This is a genomic window from Streptomyces sp. SID8374 (assembly GCF_009865135.1).
Classification (GTDB): Bacteria; Actinomycetota; Actinomycetes; order Streptomycetales; family Streptomycetaceae; genus Streptomyces.
In genome coordinates this window covers 2,995,458-3,015,673 of sequence record NZ_WWGH01000001.1, presented here as the reverse complement: position 1 = coordinate 3,015,673, position 20,216 = coordinate 2,995,458, and the positions used below count along the sequence as shown (strand labels likewise).

The following is a 20,216-nucleotide window of genomic DNA, read 5'->3' as shown; positions in this document are numbered from 1 at the left end:
CTCGCAGAACGGGCAGGCGGTCACGGGCGTTCTCTCGCTTCATCCTCGATGCCGAGTGACCCTCGTAGCCGGTGGAGCCGCTCTTGGGGCCAGCAGGTGAAGCGCCCCCGCCGCACAGCTTCGGCGACCTTCGGGTCCGTCGACGTGTACGCCCGGGACAGAACGCGAAGCCACTCGACCTCAACCCACCGCACGTCACGGTGGTAGCAGCGCGGCCCCGCATCCCTGGAGTCGGCTGGCGGGCAGCCGATCTCGACCGGTCCGCCGGAGACTTCCTCGATGACGAGATCGCACCCGGGGTGGAGGTCGCTTCCTGTCTTGATGGTTTCGGCTGCGTCTCCGCTTGTCCTGTGCTCGGTGCTCAGGCGGTCGTGGGACACGCAGAGGACGTAGAAGTTGCTGCTCATGGGTACATCCCGTGGTGGTGGAGGCGGTCGACTATGCGGCTGGTGAGGTTGCCGACGAGGTAGGCGAGGACCTCTTCGTTGTCCAGGTCGTCGTTCGGGCCGCCGTGGTCGGGTTGCCAGTCGGTGCGGTATATGCCCATGGCAGCGTGGGTGACTTCGTGGACGACGACGCTGGTGCCGAGGCGTTGCCTCCAGAGTCGGATGAGGGCGGCGGTGGTTCCGCCGCCGGTGTAGGCGTGGCAGACGCCGAGCGCCTCGGCGAAGTGGAGTGGCTCGGCACCGACGTACCGGGTTGCGGCTACACGAAGCTCCGCCAAGTCCTCGTAAACCTGGACAGCGACGCGACGCAGCGGCCCTGCGGCACGGGTGGAGACACGAAACTGGCAGGCGAGGTCAGCCACGGATGACCTCCACGTCGGCGTTGTCTTCGTCGTCGAGTCCGTAGCCTTCGGCGAGGGCGAGGATGGTGGGGCAGTCCCCGCGCCCTTCGGGGACTCCGTCCCAGTCGTGGCAGGTCTCGCACCCGAACCCGGCGCTGTGCGGCCCGTAGCTGGGGTTGACGACTTGGGTGCTGTACGGGTGCGCGGCGAGGATCTTCCGGTCGGCGGCACACCGGCGGAGGGCCGTCGTCGAGTCGTTGGTCGGCAGCCCCTCAGGGTGGTAGCACTCTGGCTTGCAGTGCCTCCACTCGGGACAGACTCCGAGAGCGACCAGGGGTTTGGCCGCCGCCTCCAGCTTTCCAATCTCCTCGGTGATCCACGCATGGAGGCCAGGTGTGACGTCCCACTCGGTGACTGTGACAACTTCCTCCGGTGCGCCGTGTCGCCGGACTTGGTTCAGCCGAAGCTTTCGGTTGCTCACGCCCCACCGCCGATGTGCACGAGGAGGACGGCCTTGGTGAGTTCGAATGCCTGCGGTTCGGTGAACCCGGCCTGGACGTAGGTGGCGTACAGCTCGTGGAGTTGGGCGGCTGCGGCGGCCAGCTCGGTCATGGGGTCGGTCGGCTCAGGCATCGCCGGTCTCCTTGCGGAGTACGGCCAGCACTGCTGTGGCTACGTGTCCGCCCATGTCGCCGGGGAGATCCTGGTTCAGCACGGTACGCACGGCCAGGGCGACGCGGGCGTGTACGGGGTCCCCGTCCTCGTCGAGGGCGGCGTCGATGATGTCGGCTACGGGGTCCCATGTGCGGGTGGTGGCCCGGATGAAGGCGGAGGCGTCGCGTACCCGCCGGATGACGGCCTCGGCCTCCTCAGCGCGCGCCACAGCCTGGGCGCGCTCGAACTCCGTCAGGTACGCCGTCGTGGGGGTGGCTACGTCCACGTGAACACGTGCCGTGGCTACAACGGGCGGCTGCTGACGAGCGGTGCTTCCGATGGCGCACTCCGGGTGCGGGTGAACCTCCTCGCCCTGCTCCTCGTAGCAGAACCCGCAGTCGAGAAGGCGGGGCTGCTGCGCTGGGAACGCCCGCCGGATGCGCCTGAGGGACGTGTGGCCGATGCCGGGCACGGCCCGGAACTCCTCGTCGGTCATGCGGCGTGCGTCGGCGAGGGAGTGCCCGTGGCAGTGCAGGTTGTAGGCGATGACGCGCGCGGTCCGGTCGCCACCCAGCGCATGCACGAGCGCCTCCTCGCCACCGTGCAGCAGGTCGTCAGCGGCGCACGGGTTAGGGCATTCGATGCGGGCGCAGGTGACGTGTCCGCCCTCGCCGAGGAACAGACTGGTGGCACCACACGCCGGGCAATGACCCTGAACATCAGGCATCGGGGGCCTCCTGCTGCTGGAGCCCCGGGTCCACGCCCGTCTCCCGCCACTGCCGGTAGAGGGTGGCAGTCTCGGACTCGGCCACGTCGACTAGCTCGGGCCCGAACGCGAACCCTGCTTCCCACAGAACTCGAAGGGCGTTGCGGAGCTGACGGCGCCCATCACGCTCGGCGTCAGCCCTCGGGCCTTCAGCGGTTGGCGCAGGGAGGCTGCACTTGGGCTCACCCTCGTAGGGACCGGCGAATCCGAGCGGTACGTCGATCCAGTCAGTCGGTGCGCCCTGGTCGTTGAGCACGGTGTACCGGACGAAACGCCGCCCCTTGAAGATGCCCTCGACGCGCTTGCGGGCGGCCTCCGTGAAAGGCCCCTCGACGGCGACGTTGTGGACACTGCCGTCACGGCCGATGGCCAGCAAGGTGGGCGTTTTCCGGAGCGACGGCGAAGTGGCGTGATCGGACACGAGGACTCCTCGGCAAGGGGGTTGGCAAGGGTGGCGGCGGGCTCGCCCCTTGCCAGAAGGAGCCCGCCGCTGGGTGGACCGGTGAAGCGGCGACCCGAGGGAAGCATAACCCCTGAACCTTGGAATCGTAGGCATATGCGAATCGGAAGCCTATGATTCAAAGGTCAACGGTCGATGCGGGTCAGTACCCCGCCACCCCGCAGGAGACACCATGGCCACACCACTCACAGCCGACAAGCTCCTCAAAGCCCTCCGCAACGAAGGCCTCACCGTCGTCGAACACCGCAACTGGCGCACCAACAACCGCAACCACAAGGGACCGTGGGGTCCGGTACACGGGGTGGTGATCCACCACACCGTCACCACGGGATCCGCCAACAGCGTCGAGCTCTGCTACAACGGGCACAGCTCCCTCCCCGGACCCCTCTGCCACGGCGTCATCGACAAAGCCGGAGTCGTCCACCTCGTCGGCAACGGACGCACCAACCACGCCGGACTCGGCGACGGCGACGTCCTCCGCGCCGTCACCGCCGAAGCGAAGAGCCTGCCGACCGACAACGAGGCCAACACCGACGGCAACCGGTACTTCTACGGCTTCGAATGCGTCAACCTCGGCAACGGACAGGACCCCTGGCCCGCCGCCCAGCTCGAAGCGATCGAACGGGCCGCCGCCGCAATCTGTCGGGCACACGGCTGGTCCGAGCGCTCCGTCATCGGGCACCTCGAATGGCAGCCCGGCAAGATCGACCCGCGCGGCTTCACCATGAACTCCATGCGTGACCGGATCGGGAAGCGCCTCACGCCGGATCCGGCGCCCACCAAGCCGCCCACCACTCCGACGATGCCCACTCCGCCGAAGGCGCCGGTCGTCGACCTGTCCAAGCTCATCGCCGCCGCCCGCTCGAACCCGAAGGCGAAGGGCACCCCGGTCACCTACCCCGGGGTCCGCATCGTCGAAGCCGCCCTCGTCGACGCCGGCTACCTGGCCAAGCCCCTCCTCGACGGGCACTTCGGCACCGCCACCGTCACCGCCTACTCCCGCTGGCAGAAGTCCAAGGCCGGCGGCGGCTACACCGGGAGCGCCGCCGACGGCATCCCCGGCAAGGACTCCCTCACCCGACTCGGCAAACGCGCCGGCTTCACCGTCACCCCCTGACCACCAGAAACGAGACCACCATGCGCATCTTCGGCCGTGAGCCCGTCGTCATCCTCGGCGCGATCGCCGTACTCCTAAAGCTCCTCGCCGGTTACGGCATCCAGGTGTCCGAAACGCAGCAGACCCTCATCAACACGTTCCTCGCCTGCGCCGTCGCCGCCGCCTCCGCCGTCGTCCTCAAGAACGGCGCCCTCTACGCCGCGCTCCTCCAGCTCGCCTCCGCCGGCCTCGCCCTGTTCGTCGGCTTCGGCCTCGACATGACCGTCGAACAGCAAGCCGGGTGGATGGCGTTCGTGTCCGCCGTCCTCGTCGTCATCGAACGACCCGCCGTCGAAGCACCCGTACCAACCACCCGCGTCGAGCAGTCCAGCGCCGTCAAGACCGCCGCCTGATCAACCGCACACAGAACACCCCAGGAGGCAGCGGATGGCTGAACTGTTCGGATTCAAGCTCGCCGACATAGGAGCCGTCGCCCTCCTCGTGATCGTCGTCCTCATGGTCCTCACCGGCCGCCTCGTACCGAGACGCACCTACGACGACCTCAAAGAGGACCGCAACGACTGGCGCACCGCCCACAACAAGGTCGCCGACGCTCTCACTGAAGCGGTCCGGCAGAACGGCGAGCTGACCGAACTGTCCCGCACCGGCGTGCACCTCCTCGACTCCCTGCCACGTGGGGAGGTGACAGCCGATGGTGATCAAACTGTGGCGCCGTAAGAAGCGGGGAAAGCCCACCGCTGCCAAGGAAGCGATTCAGCGCGCGGATCAGGTCAGTAGCGAACTGGCACGACAGCGCCCGGAGGGGAGCCACCTCAGCGCCCGCCTCCGGGCCCTCCGGCATGAGAACCACTTCGAAGCAAAGATCAGAGCAGTCATGGAAGGCGGCGACCAGTGATGGGCACCTGGGACCGGCTCCTGAACGTCATCACCTCCGCCATCACCGCTGGCGCCGGGCTCACGTTCATGGCCACCTACCACCTCCTCGCCCCCTGGTGGAAGTCCGAGACGGGCAGGCACCTCATGGCCTTCGGGGCAGCGGTCACCGCCCTCAGCGCCTACACCGTCGCCATCACCGCCTGGCCCGATCTCTGGCCGCTCCGCCTGGTGAGGACCGTCGTCGTCCTCGCTATCGCCGCACTGTTCGTCCAGCGCACGGTCATGGTGATCCGCGCCCAGCGCCACCAGGAGCACTGATGCCGTTCCCCGAGGGTGTCCCGTCCGTCGCCGTCCGCTACACCATCACGTCCCCGGCCGGTGGCGGCCCGGGGGAGGGCACCCTTCAGCTGATGCCGACAGTCCCCGCCGTCCGCATCCCAGGTGTGGATGGGGTGTTCACCGGCGGCGGCACCTACAGGTTCGTGAACGGCGAGCTCGTCGACGGCGAGGGCGAGCAGGTGCGGCTCCTCCCCACCAGCATCGATGGCGCCAACCCGGCTGTGTGGGCGTGGCTCGGCATCGAATCGGTGAACGGCTCCCAGCCGAGACACTTCTACTTCGTCCTGGACGCCGATGCGGAAGAGGTCGACCTCGGGGCCATCCAGCAACTCGCCCCCGACCTCACCCAGTACCTCGCCGTACCAGGGGAGTCCGCCTACGACGCATGGAAGCGTGCAGGCAACGACGGTGACGAAGCCGACTTCCTCGCGAGCCTGATCGGGCCACCGGGGGACATCGCTGCGGCCAACGAGTACACCGACGAGACCGTCACCCAGGCCCTGGCCGATGAAGTGACGCGCGCCGACACCGCATACGAGCCGGCCGGTGCTGCGGCTACCGCCCAGGCCGAGGCCGTCACCGCGGCGGTGAGTACCGCAGCTGCGGACGCCGCCAGCAAGGCCGCAGCCGCTCAGTCAGCAGCCATCACAGCGGCGAGCAGCGACGCCACCTCGAAGGCAACCGCCGCACGGGACACTGCGATCGCCACGGCGGCCACAGACGCGACGACGAAGGCCGGGAGCGCGCAGACCGCCGCCGTTTCTGCTGCGGCATCGGCGGCTGCCGCCCTGTACCTCCCCAAGGCGATCCTGACCGTCGACCAGTTCATGGCCCAGCCCGGCACGAAAATCTTCGGGCACCGCGGGGCGGGCATGGTGGCGCCGGAGCACTCGGAGGCCGCTTACGACTACGCGGTCGCGCATGGCATCCAGGCCATGGAGCTGTCCGTGAACGTGGACAGCGAGGGGCAGCTGTGGTGCCTGCATGACCTGACGCTGGACCGGACAACGTCTTCCACGGGGGCTCTGAACACGTATCCGTCGACCGGGATCGCGAACAAGATCCTGACGAACTCGAAGCCGCTGCTGGGCCCGGGCTGGACGGAGCAGCCCTTGGTGCCGTTGCGGAAGATGCTGGACAAGTACCTCGGCAAGGGCGTGATCCTCTTCCTCGAACCGAAGGGGAACGACGCCGTGGTACCGCTCCAGACCTTGCTGGCCAGTTCATATCCGCAGGCGAACCAGTCGGTGATCTGGAAAGCGCACGTCGGCACGAGCTTCACGTGGCCGAAGAACAACGGGTTCCGCACCTGGTGCTACGTCGATGACGGCTCGGCGAACTCGGTCCTCGACGCCAAGGACTCCCAGGTGGACTACTGGGGGGTGTCCACCACGATGCCGTCGGCTCGGCGCAAGGAGATCGTCCAGCGGCCCGGGGGGAAGCCCGTCTTCAGCTGGCCGGTGTACAGGAGGTCGCAGCGGACCGCTCTGGAGGCTGACGGGGTGGTGGGGATGATGTCGTCGGACCCGGTGTACGTGCGCGGCACGACGGCCTCGGCGACGGCGTCGCGGTGGGATCAGCAGGTGAAGGAGTCCGGGGGGACACCGTGGACGGACTACAGCGAGGGCGATGCGCTGAAGTTCCACGACGGCGGCTGGGTGTCGATCAACAAGCCGAAGGGCACCTACGGGCTCGGCCGGTACACCATCAACCCTGCGGTGACCTCGTACCGCATCCAGATCGAGATGAAGTACGACCAACTCAACACGGCCGACATGGCCGTCCACGGCGGCCTGTACCTCGGCAAGGCCAGCGACGATCGGTACGAGTTCAACACGATCAACCCGAGCCCGGGATACCACCTGATCCTCCGCCACAACGGGGTCCTGCGCCTCTACAGGCACGTCATCACACAAACCGGCGGCATCCTCCTCGGGGCGGCCGATATCGGCACCGACGCCCCAGTGGCCGGGCAGTCCATGACAATCCAGGTCGACGTGACACCGACGACAATCGAAGCGCGCCGGCTCGGGAATCCGCTGTGGACGACGGGGCCGATCGCGGATACCGCGTACAGAGGCGGGCACTTCGGGTTGTCGAACGGGAGCATCACCGACTTGGCGTCGCGCCCGTTCTGGCGGAACCTCGCCATCACCCCACTGTAGAGAGATCCCGCTTCACCTCGGCGACCTGCGGACCACTGTCCTCGGCGGGCATCTTCCACTGGTGCGCCGTGCCCTCGCCGTCGACGTAGACGAGGGTCCCGCCCTTCGCCTGCGCCGCGGTGAGGTCGAAAGCTTCGGCGTCCCAGACGAAGCTTCCGGGCTGGATCGTGCCGGACGCGTTGAAGTCGCCCAAGACCACGTTGTACGACTCGCCGTCGCCCTCATCGAGGGCCTGCCCGTCCGGGGCCCGCCACTGCCAACCGCCGGGCCCCATCGGGGACGACTCCTCGGCCGGGGCTGCGGTCGTGGGTCGCTTCTTCACGGTGACGACCACGAAGATGTCCTTTGCTGGGGCGTTCCCGTCGCTCTCCTTCGCGAATACGAGGGTGGTGGGCGTCATCTCCAGAACGCCAGCGCCCTCGTCGCCGACGGTCAGCACCGGGTCGCCCAGCACATGCACTGTTTCGTCGGTCGGCGGGGCCGCATCGTCGGTGCCGTCACCATCGGTTCCGGCCCCCTCGCTGTCACCGGCGCAGTTCTCCACCCACTCTGCTTGGCCGAGGCTCTCATCCGAACAATCCACCTTCTTGGACGCGGAAGCCTGCGCCTCGGCCTTGGGCGCGGCAGGATCGCCGCCTTCGCCACAAGCGGTGAGAGAGCAGGCGAGAAAGACAGCTGCCGCAGCAGCGATACGGGTACGCAACGGATCCCCCTGGTAGTTCTTTGAGGACCCGACCGTAGCCACCCGGCTTCACCGGGTGGCCCCTCTTCTTCCGTAAGTGATGCTTTCGTGACCCGCAGGTGCGGTCAGCGCCCGTAGCTGCGCCGCCTCGCCAGCACGTCTGTCACGGTCGAGCCGTACCAGAGGCGTGCGCCGTTGAGTTCCTGGTCGGGGGCGGGCCACCGGTTGCGGCTGATGTCGGCGTAGATGGTGGCGGGGCTGAGCCCAGTGTGGGTGGCGATCTCGGTGGCCGTGTAGAGGCGGGCCGGGTCCAGGCCGGGGGCTTGGCGGGTGTGGTGCTGCTGGACGAAGGCGTGGACTGAGGCGGCGTCGAATTCGGCTGATCGGCCGCGCTTGGCGACAGCAGCCGGCCAGCCGGGGTGGCGGCCCCAGCGGGTGTTCTCTGCGACGTAGCGGGGGGCCAGGTCGTAGTGGGCGGCGATCTCCGCGTAGGTGACGCCCGGCCGCCCCTCAGGGGGTGTGGGCGCGCTGGTGGCTACCATGGTGGTGGTTCTCCTCCGGGGGAATCTGCTGGCCGACGGGGCGTGCTCCCCGCTTTTGGGCGGTGGGCCTTAGGGCCCCGCCCCGTCGGCCCCAGGCGGTCAGACCAGGGCGGCGCGGATGCTGGTGAGCGCCTCGTCCAGGGTCGGGGCGATGGTCTCGTGGCCGGTGAATCCGTCGTCCTCGGCGGGGTCGATGGTCCAGCCCCAGCCGCTGGAGTTGTGGCCGTCGATCGTTGCCGTGTGGTCGCCCTTGGTGATGGTGATGGCCAGGTTCCCGGCGGGCAGCGTCTTGATATCGGTGTGGGCGGTGTCGCCGAGCGCGTGGTGGATCGCTGTTCGGGCTTCGTCGGCTGTCGTCATGGGGTGTGCCTCCTGGGTGATGGTGAGTATGACGGTGCGCCCGTCCGGGTCGGTGTGCGTGTGTCGGCCCACGGGCGGCGTGAGGGGGCCGGCGGTCAGGTTGAGGCCGAGGCGCAGTGATCCGGTGGCGGGGCGGCGGGTGCTGGCCGGGTACAGCTCGAACACGGTCCGGGCGTCGAGTTCGGTGGCGTAGTGCTCCGGACCCGTGCCGTGCTGTTCCTTGGCGAAGGTGAGGCCGAGGCTGGTGTAGAAGGCGTGGCAGGCGTCGAGGTGGTCGGTGTAGATGACGATGAGGTTGAGGTGCATCGGTTGTCTCCTGGGGCGGTAGCTGTGACGGAGGGGTGCCCGCCCCGGCTGGGTGCCGGGGCGGGCGGTGGTCTATGCGCCGGGACGCTGGTAGACCGTTTCGCCGTTCCGCCTGCTGGTGATGATCAGTTCGCCGTCGGGCTTCGCGTAGATCACGTTGCCTTTGGTGACTGCGACCAGCGTGCCGTCGTCCTGCCGGGTGGTGTAGTCCGCGCGGGGCGGGTACATCCTGCCGTCGAAGGCGAGTCCGGGGTTCGGGTCCTCGGGGATTCCGCTGTATTCGTCTTCGACGCTGGTGAGCGTTTCGGCGAGTTGGCGGAGGGCTTCCTCGGGGCCTGTTGCCGGTGGTAGCGCTGTCAGGCGCTGGTAGACGATGTTCAGTCTCTCGGGGAGAGACAGGGTTCCGTCTGTCACGGCTACCTCTTTTGAGTTGGGAATCTGCTTGTCGTTCGGGGTGCTCCCCCCTTCCGACAACACATACTTTAGCAGTTTCAACCCATACTTTGCAAGGTGTCGCGGTGTTCAAGAATCCTGGCATGCGGACCAACGCCAGAGGGGCGACGGTGATGACGGAGTTGTGACCAAACAGCGGGGGAGAGGCAGACGCGCCTGCGCCCCGCTCTCATCCGAGGGCGAGGCGCAGTGTTGCGTGCGGGGTCAGGCGTTGACGAAGGGCGCTGGCCCGATGCCCGAGCAGCCACTCTCACGCCGGCCGCCGGTGGCCATGAACTCGCTCTGCCGCCCGTTGGGCAGCCGGAGCACTCCGGGGAACGCGTCCGAGAGGTCGACGTCTGAGGACTCATCAACAAGGGTGACGCTGCCGGTCCAGGTGCTGTCCCGGTCTGACTCGCGGTTGTCGTCGCGGCTTGGGTCGTGGCGCAAGACGAGGGAGGCGGTGACGGGGACTTCACTTCCGTCCTGAAAGACGACGGTGGCGGGTCCCACGTAACGGAGGCGTCCGTCTCCAGGGTGGAAGGGGCGGCGAGTTGTCATGGGCGGAGGGTAGCGCGGTATCGATCTCAGGCATCACGTTCCATAACTCCACTTATGGAACGTGAGATTGGTACCCTTTGCGTAGTCAGACTCGAACCACATCGGAGGTGTTCATGGCGCGAGCCATCCACGCTCAAGCCGCAGAGAACTACGCCAGAAAGCTTCGTGGGACCGAAGACGGCCGAAGGCTCATCGCCAGTTACCGCGACATGATCGAAGACCGGGCAGGGATCGACTACACCCACGCCATCGGGCAGCCCTACGGAGGTTGGACCGACGGGCAAGTCGCGGCCTACTCGCGCGTGCACTACCTGATCGCCACAGGCAAGGTCATCAAGCTGATCGTGCCCGTGGGCAGTTCGCCTGGTCGCGACGCTGACCGGGCCGGCAATCAAAGACGACTCACAGAAGGCTTGCCGGCCGAGTTCGCCGCCACGGTGTATGAGGGCAACAGTCATGACGGCGATGCCCGGCTGTCCTGGCCGCAGGACGCAGCCATGCCTTGGATCGACGGCTACGGCAAGGAGGTGGAACGACCACTGTGTCCGTGGGCCGACAGCGCCCCCCTGGAGATCGGATACACCGACGCCTCTCGAACCTTCCTGCACCTCACTGAAGGAGGGATCGTCGCCCGCTGGCCCTATGGTTCTGACGACATCTGGCTGTTCTTCTACGCGACCATGCAAGACCGAGAGGATGCAGCCGACCCCGGAGGGATCATCCGGCAGGCCGCAGAAAGGTTCCTCGCGTGACCGCCGAACTCGAAGCCGTCCATGATGCCGAGCTGGTGGCGGCTGAGACGTCAGCCTTGCCGGCTGTCGTAGACATCAACGCGACTCTCACGCCTGAGGCCGCAGAAGACCTCGCCAACTCAGGGCGGGAGAACACGCGACAGACCTATGAAGACCGCTGGAAGGCCTTCGCGCGCTGGTGCGCACCCTTGGGGCGCATGCCAGGGCCTCCCACGAGCGAGGAGAACCTCACCTCGTACATCTCCCATCTGCGTAGGCGGGACCTCCAGCCGGGCGTTTTGCGCCTCAGCGTCGCGGCCATCCGCCACATGAACGCCCGCGCTGGCTACGAACAACATCCTGATCAGGCTGCGGCGCTCAAGATCTACCAGGACCATCGACACGCCTGGCAGAAAGCTGGTCGTGGGCAGAACTCGTCGGCTCCGGTCGACCTCCAGAGGCTTCGCCTCATGCTTGCCGCCTGCCCCGCAGAAACCCCTGCCGGCAAGCGCGATCGTGTACTTCTACTGCTGGGGTACTACATGAGGGCGCGCGCCTCCGAACTGTCTCAGCTACGGGTGGGCGACCTTGAGTTCGTCAGCTCCGAGCTCTTGGTCGCCACGAAGCGCGTGAGCAAGAACGACAAGACCGATGTCGGCCGGGAGTACGAGATCGACGACCCGGCCTGCCTCGCAGCGGTGAAAGACTGGCTCGTCCATCTCGCAGAGAACGGTCAGACCGGCCGCGGTCTACCGTTGCTGCGCGCGGTGGACCGCTGGGGCAACCTCGGCAGCGTCAGCCCGCAAGGATGGGGTGTGACCCGACAAGCGGTGAACAACCTCGTCAAAAGCATCGCGGAGCGCGCCGAGGTGGACGTCGCAGCCGACATCACCGCACACGGCTTGCGAGCTGGCGTGCCGACGGATCTCGGGGCGGCGGGCTACTCGGCTGCCGAGATCAAAGAGATCACGGGTGACTGGTCGTCGACGGAGCAGGTGGAAAAGTATCGCAAGGTCGGCTTGAGGCGAGCAGGAAAGCGTACTGACGACGGTCGGCGATCCGCCGCGCTAAGCATGCTGCGGGTACAGGGCCGGGACGCTGACAATCCCGCCGCACCCTGATCAACCGTTTCCGGTCACACCTCTACCCCTGTGGCGGGTTCGGGTGCATCGTTGCCCTTGTGAGACCCCTCCTTCCAGGGCGAGGTTTCCACTCTCAGGCCCTGCCCGCGCCCCCCGTCGCGGGCGGGGCCTGCCGCTCCTCCCGGCTCCCCACGGGAGGCCAAGCGGCTGCCCGGGGTGCGGCTCTCGGCGGAACCCTGAGATTCCATTGTGTGAGGTTGACCCGTCGGAGTAGCGTCTCCGCTCCGCGCGAAGGAAGGGCCGCTATGGGCATTGAGCTTCGGCAGGGCGACAACCCGAAGGCGTTCAAGCTGTACGAGGGCGACGACTGGATCGGGGACATCAAGTACCACGCCCCTGAAGAGCCCGGCGATCAGGAGTTCTGGACTGTCTCCATGTGGAGCATGCAGGGGACTGGCAAAGAGTGGGCAGCTGACCCCGAGGGCTTCGAGGAGGCCGTGGAATCTGCGCACCTGCTCTATGAGGAGGAGTTCATCCCCGAGCGGCGAAAAGTCCTGAGGCCCGCTGGTGAGCCTCTCCCGATCAGTACGCCTATGGGCGGCCAGCCGCGCCGCTAGTCATGCCGCTTCGTAGTGGTGTGCCCTGCCGCCGCGCCATTCGACCCAGCTGGCCTGGTCGAGGAGGTCGTCGGCGTCTGGGAGCCCGGCCCGGCGGAGGAACTCGACGACGTCGGCGTCGTTGTACGCGAGTCCGGCGATCTGTCCTTGGATGGTGACTCGCCGGCCGCCGGTGGGGGAGGGACGGTGGATGACGATGGGCGCGGCCATACCTCCAGGGTGCTCCCGGCGGGCTGCTACCGCATGCGGGTGACGGTGAGTGTCCCGTGCCTGCCGGAGCCGGCGAGGACTTCAACGGTCACGTCGCTGTCGACCCAGGTGTAGGTCTCCCCGTCGGCCCGCCGTTCCCCGATGACCTCGGCTGCGGTGAGCGCCTCACCGATCCTGCCGGCGAGTACGGGGTCGAGTCGTGCGGACAGCCGGATGGGCCCGCCCTCATCGCCGATGGCGAGTGCGAGCCGGTGGGGCCGGCGTCGGGGTCCGAGGTAGCCGACGACGAGCGCGTCTTCGGTATCGGCGTGCCTGATCTTGAGCCACCCGCGCTGGCCGAGCGGATACGACGCCGTCCCCTTCTTGGCGACGATCCCTTCGATGCCTTGCTCCTGGAGCCCGTCGTACCAGGCCACGGCGACGTCTCGGTCGTCGGTGGCGGGCACAGCTTGGATGGGGGGCTGGATGTCGTGGAGGAGGTCGACGAGCAGTTGGCGCCGCTCGGTGTAGGGGAGCGAGGTGACCTGCCCTTGGTCGGGGTGTTCGAGGACGTCCCAGGCCAGGTAGGAGGCGGGGTGTTGTGCGGCCAGTTTGTAGGCCCGGGTGACGCTGGATGCGGCCCGGGACTGGGCTGCCCCGAAGTCAATCTTCCCGTCCTGCCAGATCACCGCCTCGCCATCCAGTGTGGTCCCAGGTGGCAGCTGCATGCCTGCGACGGCGAGGTCCATCCAGTGGGTGGTGATGTCGCGCCCTGACCTGGCGTAGAGGATGACCGCCTCTTCGGTGCGTCGGAGGATGGTGCGGTGCCCGTCGAATTTGGGCTCGTACCACCACCCGGGCCCGTCGGGGATGACGGGGACGGCTTGGGCGAGGGCGGGCTTGACCGGGTACTCCACAGCCTGATCGTGCGCCGGGGGCGCGTGGGCCGCTCGCGGGGTTACTCCAGCAGCCCGAGTTCGGTGTCGGGTCGGCAGTGGGTGCAGGCGTTGACGCCTTGACTGATGAGCTGGACAGCTTCGTCGCGGCTGATGGCCTTCCGCCTTTTGCCTGCCATGTGGCATCCGCCGATGTGGACGTCGACTGCTGGTGCGCCTTGTCCGATGCCGAGCTCGACGACCCAGTCGGGGGTGGCGGCGGCTTCCCGTTGGGCTTTGAGCTCCTCGGCCCGCTGCTTCTCCTCGGCCTGCTGGATCGCCTGGTCGATGCGCACGAGCCACATGGCGTACCAGGTGCGGAGGGTTCGGAGGCGTGGCAGGTCGGGCGGCAGGTCGTACATGCGTTCGAGTCTAGTGTGCGCCGAGCGTCCTGGGGTGCTGGGGCTTGCCTAGGAACCTTACAGGCCTTAAGGTTCTTCCATGGAGAAGTCCTACGGCATCGAAGCCGCACGAGGCCAACTCGGCGACATCGCCGATCACACACGCTCCACCGGCGAAGTCATCAGCCTCACTCGACACGGGCGACCTGTCGCCGCCATCGGCCCCGTCGCAGCCATCAAGCCGCTCGTCGGCGTCCAGGTCTGGCTGTACCTCGGCGACCGGGAGGCCGTCAGCTACACCTTCCCCGGCGTGCCGCGTATCGGGGAGTCCATCCTCGTGGAGACCCCCGACGGCAATGAGAACTTCTGGGACGTCGTGAACGTCCAGTGGGACATCCGCCCCGATGAAGCCCCTGCCGTCAACGTCCTCGCCAACGAACCGACCAAGGAGAGCTGACCGTGACCAGGTACCAAGTCGATGTCCAGACGGTCGCTTACGCCACCGTCGTGGTTGAGGTCCCCGACGGCGTGACCGACCCGTACAGCATCGCGACTGCCGCACTGGAGGGAGGGGCGGAGCTTCCGACCCTCGATGCAAAGGGCAGCGGCGTTGGAGAGTCGTGGACCCTGGCTCTGGAGGCCGACGGGTGGACTGAGGTCGTCCGCGACGGGACCCCTGTAGTGCAGCGGGTTACCGCCACCACCGAGCAGTGAGGACCACGACCATGAGCGGCACACAGGAAGTCCGCGAGGAGACCCTCCGGCTGGCTGCCGACTACCTCCGAGAGAAGTACGGCGTAACGAACCGCGCGGCCAGCGACCTCACCCGCCTTGCCGAGCTGGAGTCCCAGGGGTGGAGCGCGCTCGCACCATCGACCACCGGGCAGTAGCTCGCACAGCGCGACGCCCCGACCAGGACAAGTGGCCGGGGCGTCGCCGTGTCAGCGTATCGCCCACCCTGCCCGTACCTGCCCTGCCACACTGGCATTGCCCCCGTCGCCTCCCCCGCCGGCGGGGGCACCCGAGGAGGACACCGTGCACGTACTCGCCCGCGCTGGCCGCACCTACTGGCGGGAAAACGCCCGCGCTTTCCAGGCGATCAAGGTGACGGTTGAGCGGGACTTGCCGTCGGCGCTTTCGATTGCGGCGGTGGCGTTGGTCGCCTCTTTCCTGGGGGCAGGGTTCCAGGTGGCGGCGCTCATCATCGCTGGGGGAAGCGTGACCGTACAGGTCCTGCGGTGGGCGGTCGGCCGCTAGTCCGCCACGCCGTCTGATCCCACCCGGATTGTCATACCGGCCCCGTAACCTGGAACCACCAACCCCCAGGACCCACAGGGCCCGCGAAACAGGGTGTTGCTTCTGAACCCGCCCCCGCCCGAGTGGAACCGGACGGGGGCGGGGCTGCGTCCGGGGCTACTCGCCGTCCGGCTCGGGGTGGAGCACAGCCTCCTTCGCCGCCTGCTCCAGCTCGAACCGGTTGCCGCCCCCAGCCTCCTCGGTCACGGCCCGCTGGAACGCTTCTGCCGCCTCACGCCACGGCTTCCAGCCCTCTTCGGTGTACGGCTGGGACAGCGCCACACGCTCCGCCTCAACAGCAGCACGGCACAGCTTGATCAGGTTCTCGCTCGGATTCGCCACGGCCGGAAGCCTAAACGGCAGCACTGACAATGAGCCGTCTGCCATGCTGGTGGCAGCGGCATCCGGGTGCGAGACCCGGCCTTCACGCCCCGCGCTGCTTGAAAGGCGGCCCGACTACCCACGCGGAGTCGGACGACCCCTGTGCCGCAGTGGACTGAACCCGCCCTCCTTGGCAGGGTAGGCCCACGATCAAGGCCCCCGCTCGTGGCGGGGGCCTCTTCGTTGCAGCAGAACCACAAGCTCATCCGCAAGACAGCGGTGTTGACGTTCTGGCAAACTGGGTTCAACGCTTCGCGAGCCGGGCCCGGTTGGCGGGGTGGTAACGACGGAAGTCCTAGGAACCTCCGCCCGGAACGGCGCGCGGGATTCTACCCCCCAAGGGGCGGTGGAGCCTACTCCGGGCAGGCGACGCACATCCGCGATGGGGCGTCTCTCCGCCGCCGCGTCTGCCGGAACCAGGTCAGGTCTGCTGCCAGACCCACCCGCAAGGTGCCCCAACGGGGAGGTCAAGCCGAACGGGACGGAGGCCCCGGAGACGTCCAGCCTTACGCCCGCCCTCCACGCGAGGGCGGGCGTTCGTGCGTTGTAGATGAACCTAGACCTACAACAACTGCTAGTTGTAGATGACGGCCCTCTTGTTGAACTTGGCGGTCCATTGCTGACCTTCGGAGCACGTCACGCCGCTTCGGTGACGTCGCCGCGCACCGCCGCAGCCCACTCCACCAACAGCTCCTCATACCGGCAGCGACCCTCCGGCGACACCAGACCACCCGCCTCCAGCAACGCCCGGATCTCCTCGTTCACAGCAGCCAGCGAACGGGCGCGCGGCAACTGGGGTGAGGGTGTGGGCATGCGCAGAGTCTACGGGCGGGCACCGACAATCATCCCTGCCGTAGGGTCGGATTGTGATTGAGACCATCGTCCTCGACGTCGGCGAAACCCTCACCCGCGACGACCGCTACTGGGCCACCTGGGCCGACTGGCTCGGCATCCCCCACCACACCATCAGCGCCCTCGTCGGAGCCGCCGTCGTGCAGGGCCGGGACAACGCCGACGCCCTCCAACTCGTCCGCCCCGGCATCGACATCGACGCCGAATACGCGGCACGTGAAGCAGCCGGTCGCGGCGAGCAACTGGGGGAGCGAGACCTGTACCCCGACGTCCGGCCGGCCCTGGGTGGGCTTCAGGAGCTCGGGATCCGGGTTGTCGTCGCCGGGAACCAGACCGCCAAAGCCGGGGACATGCTGCGGAACCTGGACCTGCCCGCCGACCTGGTCGCCACCTCCGCCGAGTGGGGTGTCGCCAAACCGGACCCGGCGTTCTTCGCCCGGGTTCTGGAAGCCTCCCGGGCGATGCCGTCAGAGACGCTGTACGTCGGCGACCACCCCGCCAACGACATCTTCCCGGCCGCCGCCGCAGGCCTCCGCACAGCGCACCTCCGGCGTGGCCCCTGGGGGTACTGGTGGGCTGACGACGACGCCGTTCAGGCAGCTGCGGACTGGTCGATCAACAGCCTCACCGACCTGCTCGACCTGGTGTCCTACTGACCGAACAGCCCCGCCCCAGAGCGCGCGTCAGGGCGGGGCTGTTCGCGCACCAACAGCACATATCTGCCGGTACGGTTCGGAGTGGACGCCCCGAACGGAGCCAGCATGCCACCCACCAAACCCGGACCGGTAGGCCACCGCATCGCCTACTACCGGCGCATCGCCCGCCTCACCCAACAGCAACTGGCTGACGCGGCGTTCGTATCGCTGGGCACCATCCGGAAGATCGAACGGGGGGAGCGTGGCGTCAGCGACGACACCCTCGACAACATCGCCGCCGCCCTCGGAGTCGACCCGTCGAGACTGGCCGCTGATCGGGAGCACGTTTCCACCCGCATCCGGGACGCCCTGCCCACCCTGTCCGCAGCCATCGCCACCTACGACATGCCGGACGACGGCCCAGTCCGCCCGCTGCCAGAACTCCGCACCGCAGTGGCGCAGACAACAGCGTGGCGCCTGTCCGCCCAGTATCTGCAGATCGCCCGCACCATCCCCGACCTCCTCGGCGAGCTTGCCCGTGCAGCCGCAGCGGCCCCGCCCGGCGATGCCCAGGAAGTTGCGAGGCTCCTCGTCACCGCCTACCGGTCCGCCGACGCTGTCGCCTACAAGTACGGGGCCCGCGACCTGTCCGCCCGCCTCATCGACCTGATGCGATGGGCGGCACCGGGCGCCCAAGACCCGCTGCTCACGGCTAGCGTCGGATACGTTCGCACGGAAACGTTCTTCGCCGCCCACGCCCACACGGCCGGGCTCCGTGCCCTGGAGCAGACCCTCGACGCCTGCCCTGCCCCTGCCGACGCCCAGACCGTGGCCGCCCGCGGTGCCCTCCATATGCGGGCCGCAGTCATCGCCGGGCGCGCCGGCCAGGGGGGTGCTGCCGACGAGCACCTCGATGAAGCCCGCGTCCTCGGCGACCGGGTCCGTGAGGGGATCTACCAGGGCACCGCGTTCGGACCGGACTCGGTGCGTATCCACGAGGTGTCCGTCGCGGTCAGTCTTGGTGACGACCACGTCGGCAGGGCTTTCGACGTGGCCCGCGAGTGGGCGCCGCCCGCCGACATGCCCGCCGAACGCCGCTCCGGGTTCTACGTGGAATTGGCTCGGGCACAGCTGTGGGGCGGCATGGCGGACGACGCCTTCGAGTCGCTGAAGGTGGCCCGGCGGATCGCCCCGCAGCACACCCGCGAACATCCGTGGGTGCGGGAGGACGCGGCGACGCTACGTCGGCTGAAGCGGGCCGACGCCGAGTCCCTGACGAACTTTGCCGAGTGGTGCCACGCCGACTAGGTACCCCCGAGGTACCCCTCACGGGGGTACTTGTGGCCCTTGCGGCCCCTCATGATCTGTCTGTCAGCAGCAAACGGGCAGATGGGAACCATCATGAGACCGCAAGCCCCCGCCAACGTGGTCGACCAGCCGCCGTTCGCACGATTACACGGCCTGGCGTGCTGGCACTGCGGTGCCGTCACCAAGACCCTCACACCGGCCGGCGAAGTCACCCTCGACGACGACGGCAAGGCGTGGAACGTCGTCGCCTGCGAGGCGCACGAGGGAAGGCCACTGCCGTGAAGACGAGACGACCACTCCCGTCGGTCACCACCCTGACCGAGGCGCAGCAGCGCGGCTGGGTGTGCGTCTGGTGCCTGGCAGCACTCGGCATTGAGCTGGGCGTCGGCCTGGGGGAGCAGAAGGTGACGCCGGCGGAAGGTGCGGCGTACTCGTGGTTCCCCCGGGAGTGCCCAGATCGGGCGGCGTGCGCCCGTCAGGCTGAGGTCGTTCGCCGCGGGGGTGAGGGTGCCGCATGATCTGCGCCCGCTGCGACAAGCCGATCCTCGGGGAGTCCGTGCTGCTGGATCGCTCGGACTCCATGTCGGGTGCCCGCCCGGACGGCCATGCGCACCCGGTGGGGGATCCGGAGTGCCGCCCATATCCGGCCACCGTCTCGCCACTCCAGGCCGCTCTACGACGCACCGCCCGGTAAGGCCCGCCTTGCCCCTGGCCTGGGGTTATACGCGCGGTGATCCTGACAGGTGGTCAGGGCATCAGTTTCCGCCAGGCACTAGTTTTTCAGTCAAACATGAGCAAGGCTCTGAATGTGCTGACTCGCCGGTCAGTAAGCTCGGTCGCTCCCGATGTGGGGGCCTTCAAGGGTGCACATTCGCTGCCCTTCACTTGGTGTGGCTACGGCGGGGCTGGGGTGGGTGGCGCCTCCTCGCGGACAAGATCGGATAGTGGCACGTTGAGTACATCGGCAATGACGAGCAGGTGATCGAGCAGGGGGCTGGTGGCGCCCTGCTCCAGCCGGTTGACCGTCTTGCGGTCAAGCCCGGCGCGGCCGGCCAGCCCTTCCTGGGTGAGCCCGGCTGCCGTGCGGGCGGCGCGAACGTTGTCCCCGATGGCCCGGCGGCGGACTGGGACCCAGTCGGGTAGGGGATCGGTCGGCACGCGTCAACGCTCTGGCCTGCACCCTAAGGGTGTCAGTACCATCGGTGGTACAAAGTTGATCAGTTGTTGTTATCACTCCTTCGAGGGATTGCGCTAAAAATCGAACGCGTGTTCCGATGGTTGTGCGCACCACGGGACTGCGCACCAAGACGTGCCGGGCAGCGCGAGGGCGGCACCCTCCTGCCCGGCACACGGTGGCCCCTCGCTTCGGCGGGGGGCCACTTCTGTCGAGCGCCTGGCGTCACCTGCGGCTATGGCGAACGGGCTTGGGGAGAATTTGGGGAGCAAGGTCCCGCGCTTAGTACGTGACGGAGCGTCTGGGAGCGTGAGTGGAGCGGGAGTCAACGGAGAAGGGCCAGGTCGGGCATGTGCCCTGACCTGGCCCTTCTCGCGATCCGTGCTGGTAGAACCTGTGCCCCCGGCAGGATTCGAACCTGCGACACCCGCTTTAGGAGAGCGGTGCTCTATCCCCTGAGCTACGAAGGCCGGGGCTGGGTGAGGCCTCGGAGAAGACCTGGAGTGGATCTTCGGCGAGGTCGGCCAGCCCGCTGGTCGGGCGGCTCGTGCTGTTCCGCGTGGTGCTGCCGGTGCGCGGAGCAGGACGGGCTGGTGTCCGACCATGGACAGCGTAGCGGATGTGGGCC

At 67.9% G+C, this 20,216-nt stretch carries 32 protein-coding genes and 1 tRNA gene; 15 read left to right on the top strand and 18 right to left on the bottom strand.

All coding sequences use genetic code 11. The features are described 5' to 3' along the window. Positions 1–20: 20 nt before the first annotated feature. From GTY67_RS13265 to GTY67_RS13240, 6 genes are read right to left on the bottom strand one after another with little or no spacing between them, the layout of a single operon-like run. Positions 21–407, bottom strand: a complete 387-nt coding sequence (locus tag GTY67_RS13265) for a hypothetical protein (RefSeq protein ID WP_161278812.1) — start codon at positions 405–407, stop codon at positions 21–23. Continuing rightward, complete coding sequence (locus GTY67_RS13260) at positions 404–808, bottom strand: hypothetical protein (protein ID WP_161278811.1); 405 nt, start codon at positions 806–808, stop codon at positions 404–406. The genes GTY67_RS13265 and GTY67_RS13260 overlap by 4 nt, the downstream gene beginning before the upstream one ends. Further along, positions 801–1,268 (bottom strand): hypothetical protein, encoded by a 468-nt coding sequence (locus GTY67_RS13255; RefSeq protein WP_161278810.1) that lies wholly within the window; start codon positions 1,266–1,268, stop codon positions 801–803. The genes GTY67_RS13260 and GTY67_RS13255 overlap by 8 nt, the downstream gene beginning before the upstream one ends. Next, complete coding sequence (locus tag GTY67_RS13250; protein ID WP_161278809.1) at positions 1,265–1,420, bottom strand: hypothetical protein; 156 nt, start codon at positions 1,418–1,420, stop codon at positions 1,265–1,267. Before GTY67_RS13250 ends, GTY67_RS13255 begins: the two co-directional genes overlap by 4 nt. Next, complete coding sequence (locus tag GTY67_RS13245; protein WP_161278808.1) at positions 1,413–2,168, bottom strand: DUF6085 family protein; 756 nt, start codon at positions 2,166–2,168, stop codon at positions 1,413–1,415. The genes GTY67_RS13250 and GTY67_RS13245 overlap by 8 nt, the downstream gene beginning before the upstream one ends. Continuing rightward, on the bottom strand, positions 2,161–2,628 hold the full coding sequence (locus GTY67_RS13240; protein WP_161278807.1) for a hypothetical protein: 468 nt from the start codon (positions 2,626–2,628) through the stop codon (positions 2,161–2,163). Before GTY67_RS13240 ends, GTY67_RS13245 begins: the two co-directional genes overlap by 8 nt. 211 nt (positions 2,629–2,839) lie before the next feature. On the opposite strand from GTY67_RS13240, the gene GTY67_RS13235 reads away from it, so the two are divergent. The 5 genes from GTY67_RS13235 to GTY67_RS13215 all read left to right on the top strand — a co-directional run bounded on the left by GTY67_RS13235 (position 2,840) and on the right by GTY67_RS13215 (position 7,164). Then, on the top strand, positions 2,840–3,784 hold the full coding sequence (locus GTY67_RS13235; protein ID WP_161278806.1) for an N-acetylmuramoyl-L-alanine amidase: 945 nt from the start codon (positions 2,840–2,842) through the stop codon (positions 3,782–3,784). Positions 3,785–3,804: 20 nt separating this feature from the next. Beyond that, positions 3,805–4,176: a hypothetical protein gene (locus tag GTY67_RS13230; RefSeq protein ID WP_161278805.1), complete on the top strand. Its 372-nt coding sequence runs from the start codon at positions 3,805–3,807 to the stop codon at positions 4,174–4,176. Positions 4,177–4,210: 34 nt separating this feature from the next. After that, the gene (locus GTY67_RS13225) at positions 4,211–4,501 is read left to right on the top strand and encodes a hypothetical protein (RefSeq protein WP_161278804.1); all 291 of its coding nucleotides are present in this window, start codon (positions 4,211–4,213) and stop codon (positions 4,499–4,501) included. A 177-nt stretch (positions 4,502–4,678) separates the two neighbouring features. Further along, complete coding sequence (locus tag GTY67_RS13220; protein WP_161278803.1) at positions 4,679–4,978, top strand: hypothetical protein; 300 nt, start codon at positions 4,679–4,681, stop codon at positions 4,976–4,978. Continuing rightward, complete coding sequence (locus GTY67_RS13215) at positions 4,978–7,164, top strand: glycerophosphodiester phosphodiesterase (RefSeq protein ID WP_161278802.1); 2,187 nt, start codon at positions 4,978–4,980, stop codon at positions 7,162–7,164. Before GTY67_RS13220 ends, GTY67_RS13215 begins: the two co-directional genes overlap by 1 nt. On the opposite strand, the gene GTY67_RS13210 is transcribed toward GTY67_RS13215, so the two are convergent. The 5 genes from GTY67_RS13210 to GTY67_RS13190 form a co-directional block, all read right to left on the bottom strand. Next, positions 7,151–7,867, bottom strand: a complete 717-nt coding sequence (locus tag GTY67_RS13210; RefSeq protein ID WP_161278801.1) for a hypothetical protein — start codon at positions 7,865–7,867, stop codon at positions 7,151–7,153. The two genes, GTY67_RS13215 and GTY67_RS13210, sit on opposite strands and share 14 nt — an antisense overlap. Positions 7,868–7,971: 104 nt before the next feature. Continuing rightward, positions 7,972–8,388, bottom strand: coding sequence for a hypothetical protein (locus GTY67_RS13205; RefSeq protein ID WP_161278800.1), 417 nt, complete (start codon positions 8,386–8,388; stop codon positions 7,972–7,974). Between the two features lie 99 nt (positions 8,389–8,487). Further along, positions 8,488–9,054, bottom strand: a complete 567-nt coding sequence (locus tag GTY67_RS13200) for a glyoxalase/bleomycin resistance/dioxygenase family protein (RefSeq protein ID WP_161278799.1) — start codon at positions 9,052–9,054, stop codon at positions 8,488–8,490. 72 nt (positions 9,055–9,126) lie between these two features. Beyond that, entirely contained in the window at positions 9,127–9,468 is a 342-nt protein-coding gene (locus GTY67_RS13195) for a hypothetical protein (protein ID WP_161278798.1), read from the bottom strand. A gap of 243 nt (positions 9,469–9,711) precedes the next feature. Further along, complete coding sequence (locus tag GTY67_RS13190) at positions 9,712–10,047, bottom strand: hypothetical protein (protein ID WP_161278797.1); 336 nt, start codon at positions 10,045–10,047, stop codon at positions 9,712–9,714. Between the two features lie 113 nt (positions 10,048–10,160). On the opposite strand from GTY67_RS13190, the gene GTY67_RS13185 reads away from it, so the two are divergent. The 3 genes from GTY67_RS13185 to GTY67_RS13175 all read left to right on the top strand — a co-directional run bounded on the left by GTY67_RS13185 (position 10,161) and on the right by GTY67_RS13175 (position 12,477). Beyond that, positions 10,161–10,799 carry a hypothetical protein gene (locus GTY67_RS13185; protein WP_161278796.1) on the top strand — a complete coding sequence of 213 codons (639 nt, stop codon included), beginning with the start codon at positions 10,161–10,163 and terminating at the stop codon, positions 10,797–10,799. Further along, positions 10,796–11,899 carry a tyrosine-type recombinase/integrase gene (locus tag GTY67_RS35485; RefSeq protein ID WP_161278795.1) on the top strand — a complete coding sequence of 368 codons (1,104 nt, stop codon included), beginning with the start codon at positions 10,796–10,798 and terminating at the stop codon, positions 11,897–11,899. Before GTY67_RS13185 ends, GTY67_RS35485 begins: the two co-directional genes overlap by 4 nt. Positions 11,900–12,165: 266 nt before the next feature. Then, positions 12,166–12,477: a hypothetical protein gene (locus GTY67_RS13175; protein ID WP_161278794.1), complete on the top strand. Its 312-nt coding sequence runs from the start codon at positions 12,166–12,168 to the stop codon at positions 12,475–12,477. Here the strand turns inward: GTY67_RS13175 and GTY67_RS13170 are convergent, their stop codons facing one another. From GTY67_RS13170 to GTY67_RS13160, 3 genes are read right to left on the bottom strand one after another with little or no spacing between them, the layout of a single operon-like run. Continuing rightward, the gene (locus tag GTY67_RS13170) at positions 12,478–12,687 is read right to left on the bottom strand and encodes a hypothetical protein (protein ID WP_161278793.1); all 210 of its coding nucleotides are present in this window, start codon (positions 12,685–12,687) and stop codon (positions 12,478–12,480) included. A gap of 26 nt (positions 12,688–12,713) precedes the next feature. Next, a complete protein-coding gene (locus tag GTY67_RS13165; RefSeq protein ID WP_161278792.1) occupies positions 12,714–13,583 on the bottom strand; it encodes a DNA ligase in 870 nt (289 codons plus the stop codon). Between the two features lie 41 nt (positions 13,584–13,624). Next, on the bottom strand, positions 13,625–13,963 hold the full coding sequence (locus GTY67_RS13160) for a DUF6233 domain-containing protein (protein ID WP_161278791.1): 339 nt from the start codon (positions 13,961–13,963) through the stop codon (positions 13,625–13,627). Positions 13,964–14,042: 79 nt separating this feature from the next. Between GTY67_RS13160 and GTY67_RS13155 the strand changes: the two genes are divergently transcribed. The 4 genes from GTY67_RS13155 to GTY67_RS13140 all read left to right on the top strand — a co-directional run bounded on the left by GTY67_RS13155 (position 14,043) and on the right by GTY67_RS13140 (position 15,199). Further along, positions 14,043–14,399, top strand: coding sequence for a type II toxin-antitoxin system Phd/YefM family antitoxin (locus GTY67_RS13155; RefSeq protein ID WP_161278790.1), 357 nt, complete (start codon positions 14,043–14,045; stop codon positions 14,397–14,399). 2 nt (positions 14,400–14,401) lie between these two features. Beyond that, the gene (locus GTY67_RS13150) at positions 14,402–14,656 is read left to right on the top strand and encodes a hypothetical protein (RefSeq protein WP_161278789.1); all 255 of its coding nucleotides are present in this window, start codon (positions 14,402–14,404) and stop codon (positions 14,654–14,656) included. Between the two features lie 11 nt (positions 14,657–14,667). Next, entirely contained in the window at positions 14,668–14,832 is a 165-nt protein-coding gene (locus GTY67_RS13145) for a hypothetical protein (protein WP_161278787.1), read from the top strand. A 145-nt stretch (positions 14,833–14,977) separates the two neighbouring features. Further along, positions 14,978–15,199, top strand: coding sequence for a hypothetical protein (locus tag GTY67_RS13140; RefSeq protein WP_161278784.1), 222 nt, complete (start codon positions 14,978–14,980; stop codon positions 15,197–15,199). A gap of 156 nt (positions 15,200–15,355) precedes the next feature. Here the strand turns inward: GTY67_RS13140 and GTY67_RS13135 are convergent, their stop codons facing one another. Both GTY67_RS13135 and GTY67_RS34525 read right to left on the bottom strand, forming a co-directional pair. Continuing rightward, positions 15,356–15,580, bottom strand: a complete 225-nt coding sequence (locus GTY67_RS13135; RefSeq protein ID WP_343238670.1) for a hypothetical protein — start codon at positions 15,578–15,580, stop codon at positions 15,356–15,358. A gap of 675 nt (positions 15,581–16,255) precedes the next feature. Beyond that, positions 16,256–16,432, bottom strand: a complete 177-nt coding sequence (locus tag GTY67_RS34525; protein WP_202461423.1) for a hypothetical protein — start codon at positions 16,430–16,432, stop codon at positions 16,256–16,258. 53 nt (positions 16,433–16,485) lie between these two features. Here GTY67_RS34525 and GTY67_RS13130 point away from each other — a divergent pair, with 53 nt between their 5' ends. The 3 genes from GTY67_RS13130 (at position 16,486) to GTY67_RS13120 (ending at position 18,696) form a co-directional block, all read left to right on the top strand. Then, positions 16,486–17,127, top strand: a complete 642-nt coding sequence (locus GTY67_RS13130) for an HAD family hydrolase (RefSeq protein ID WP_343238669.1) — start codon at positions 16,486–16,488, stop codon at positions 17,125–17,127. A 105-nt stretch (positions 17,128–17,232) separates the two neighbouring features. After that, on the top strand, positions 17,233–18,414 hold the full coding sequence (locus tag GTY67_RS13125) for a helix-turn-helix transcriptional regulator (RefSeq protein WP_161278782.1): 1,182 nt from the start codon (positions 17,233–17,235) through the stop codon (positions 18,412–18,414). An 81-nt stretch (positions 18,415–18,495) separates the two neighbouring features. Further along, positions 18,496–18,696, top strand: coding sequence for a hypothetical protein (locus tag GTY67_RS13120; protein WP_161278780.1), 201 nt, complete (start codon positions 18,496–18,498; stop codon positions 18,694–18,696). A 612-nt stretch (positions 18,697–19,308) separates the two neighbouring features. On the opposite strand, the gene GTY67_RS34910 is transcribed toward GTY67_RS13120, so the two are convergent. Beyond that, the gene (locus tag GTY67_RS34910; RefSeq protein WP_161278779.1) at positions 19,309–19,572 is read right to left on the bottom strand and encodes a helix-turn-helix transcriptional regulator; all 264 of its coding nucleotides are present in this window, start codon (positions 19,570–19,572) and stop codon (positions 19,309–19,311) included. A 413-nt stretch (positions 19,573–19,985) separates the two neighbouring features. Continuing rightward, a tRNA-Arg gene (locus tag GTY67_RS13110) sits at positions 19,986–20,058 on the bottom strand. Between the last annotated feature and the right edge of the window lie 158 nt (positions 20,059–20,216).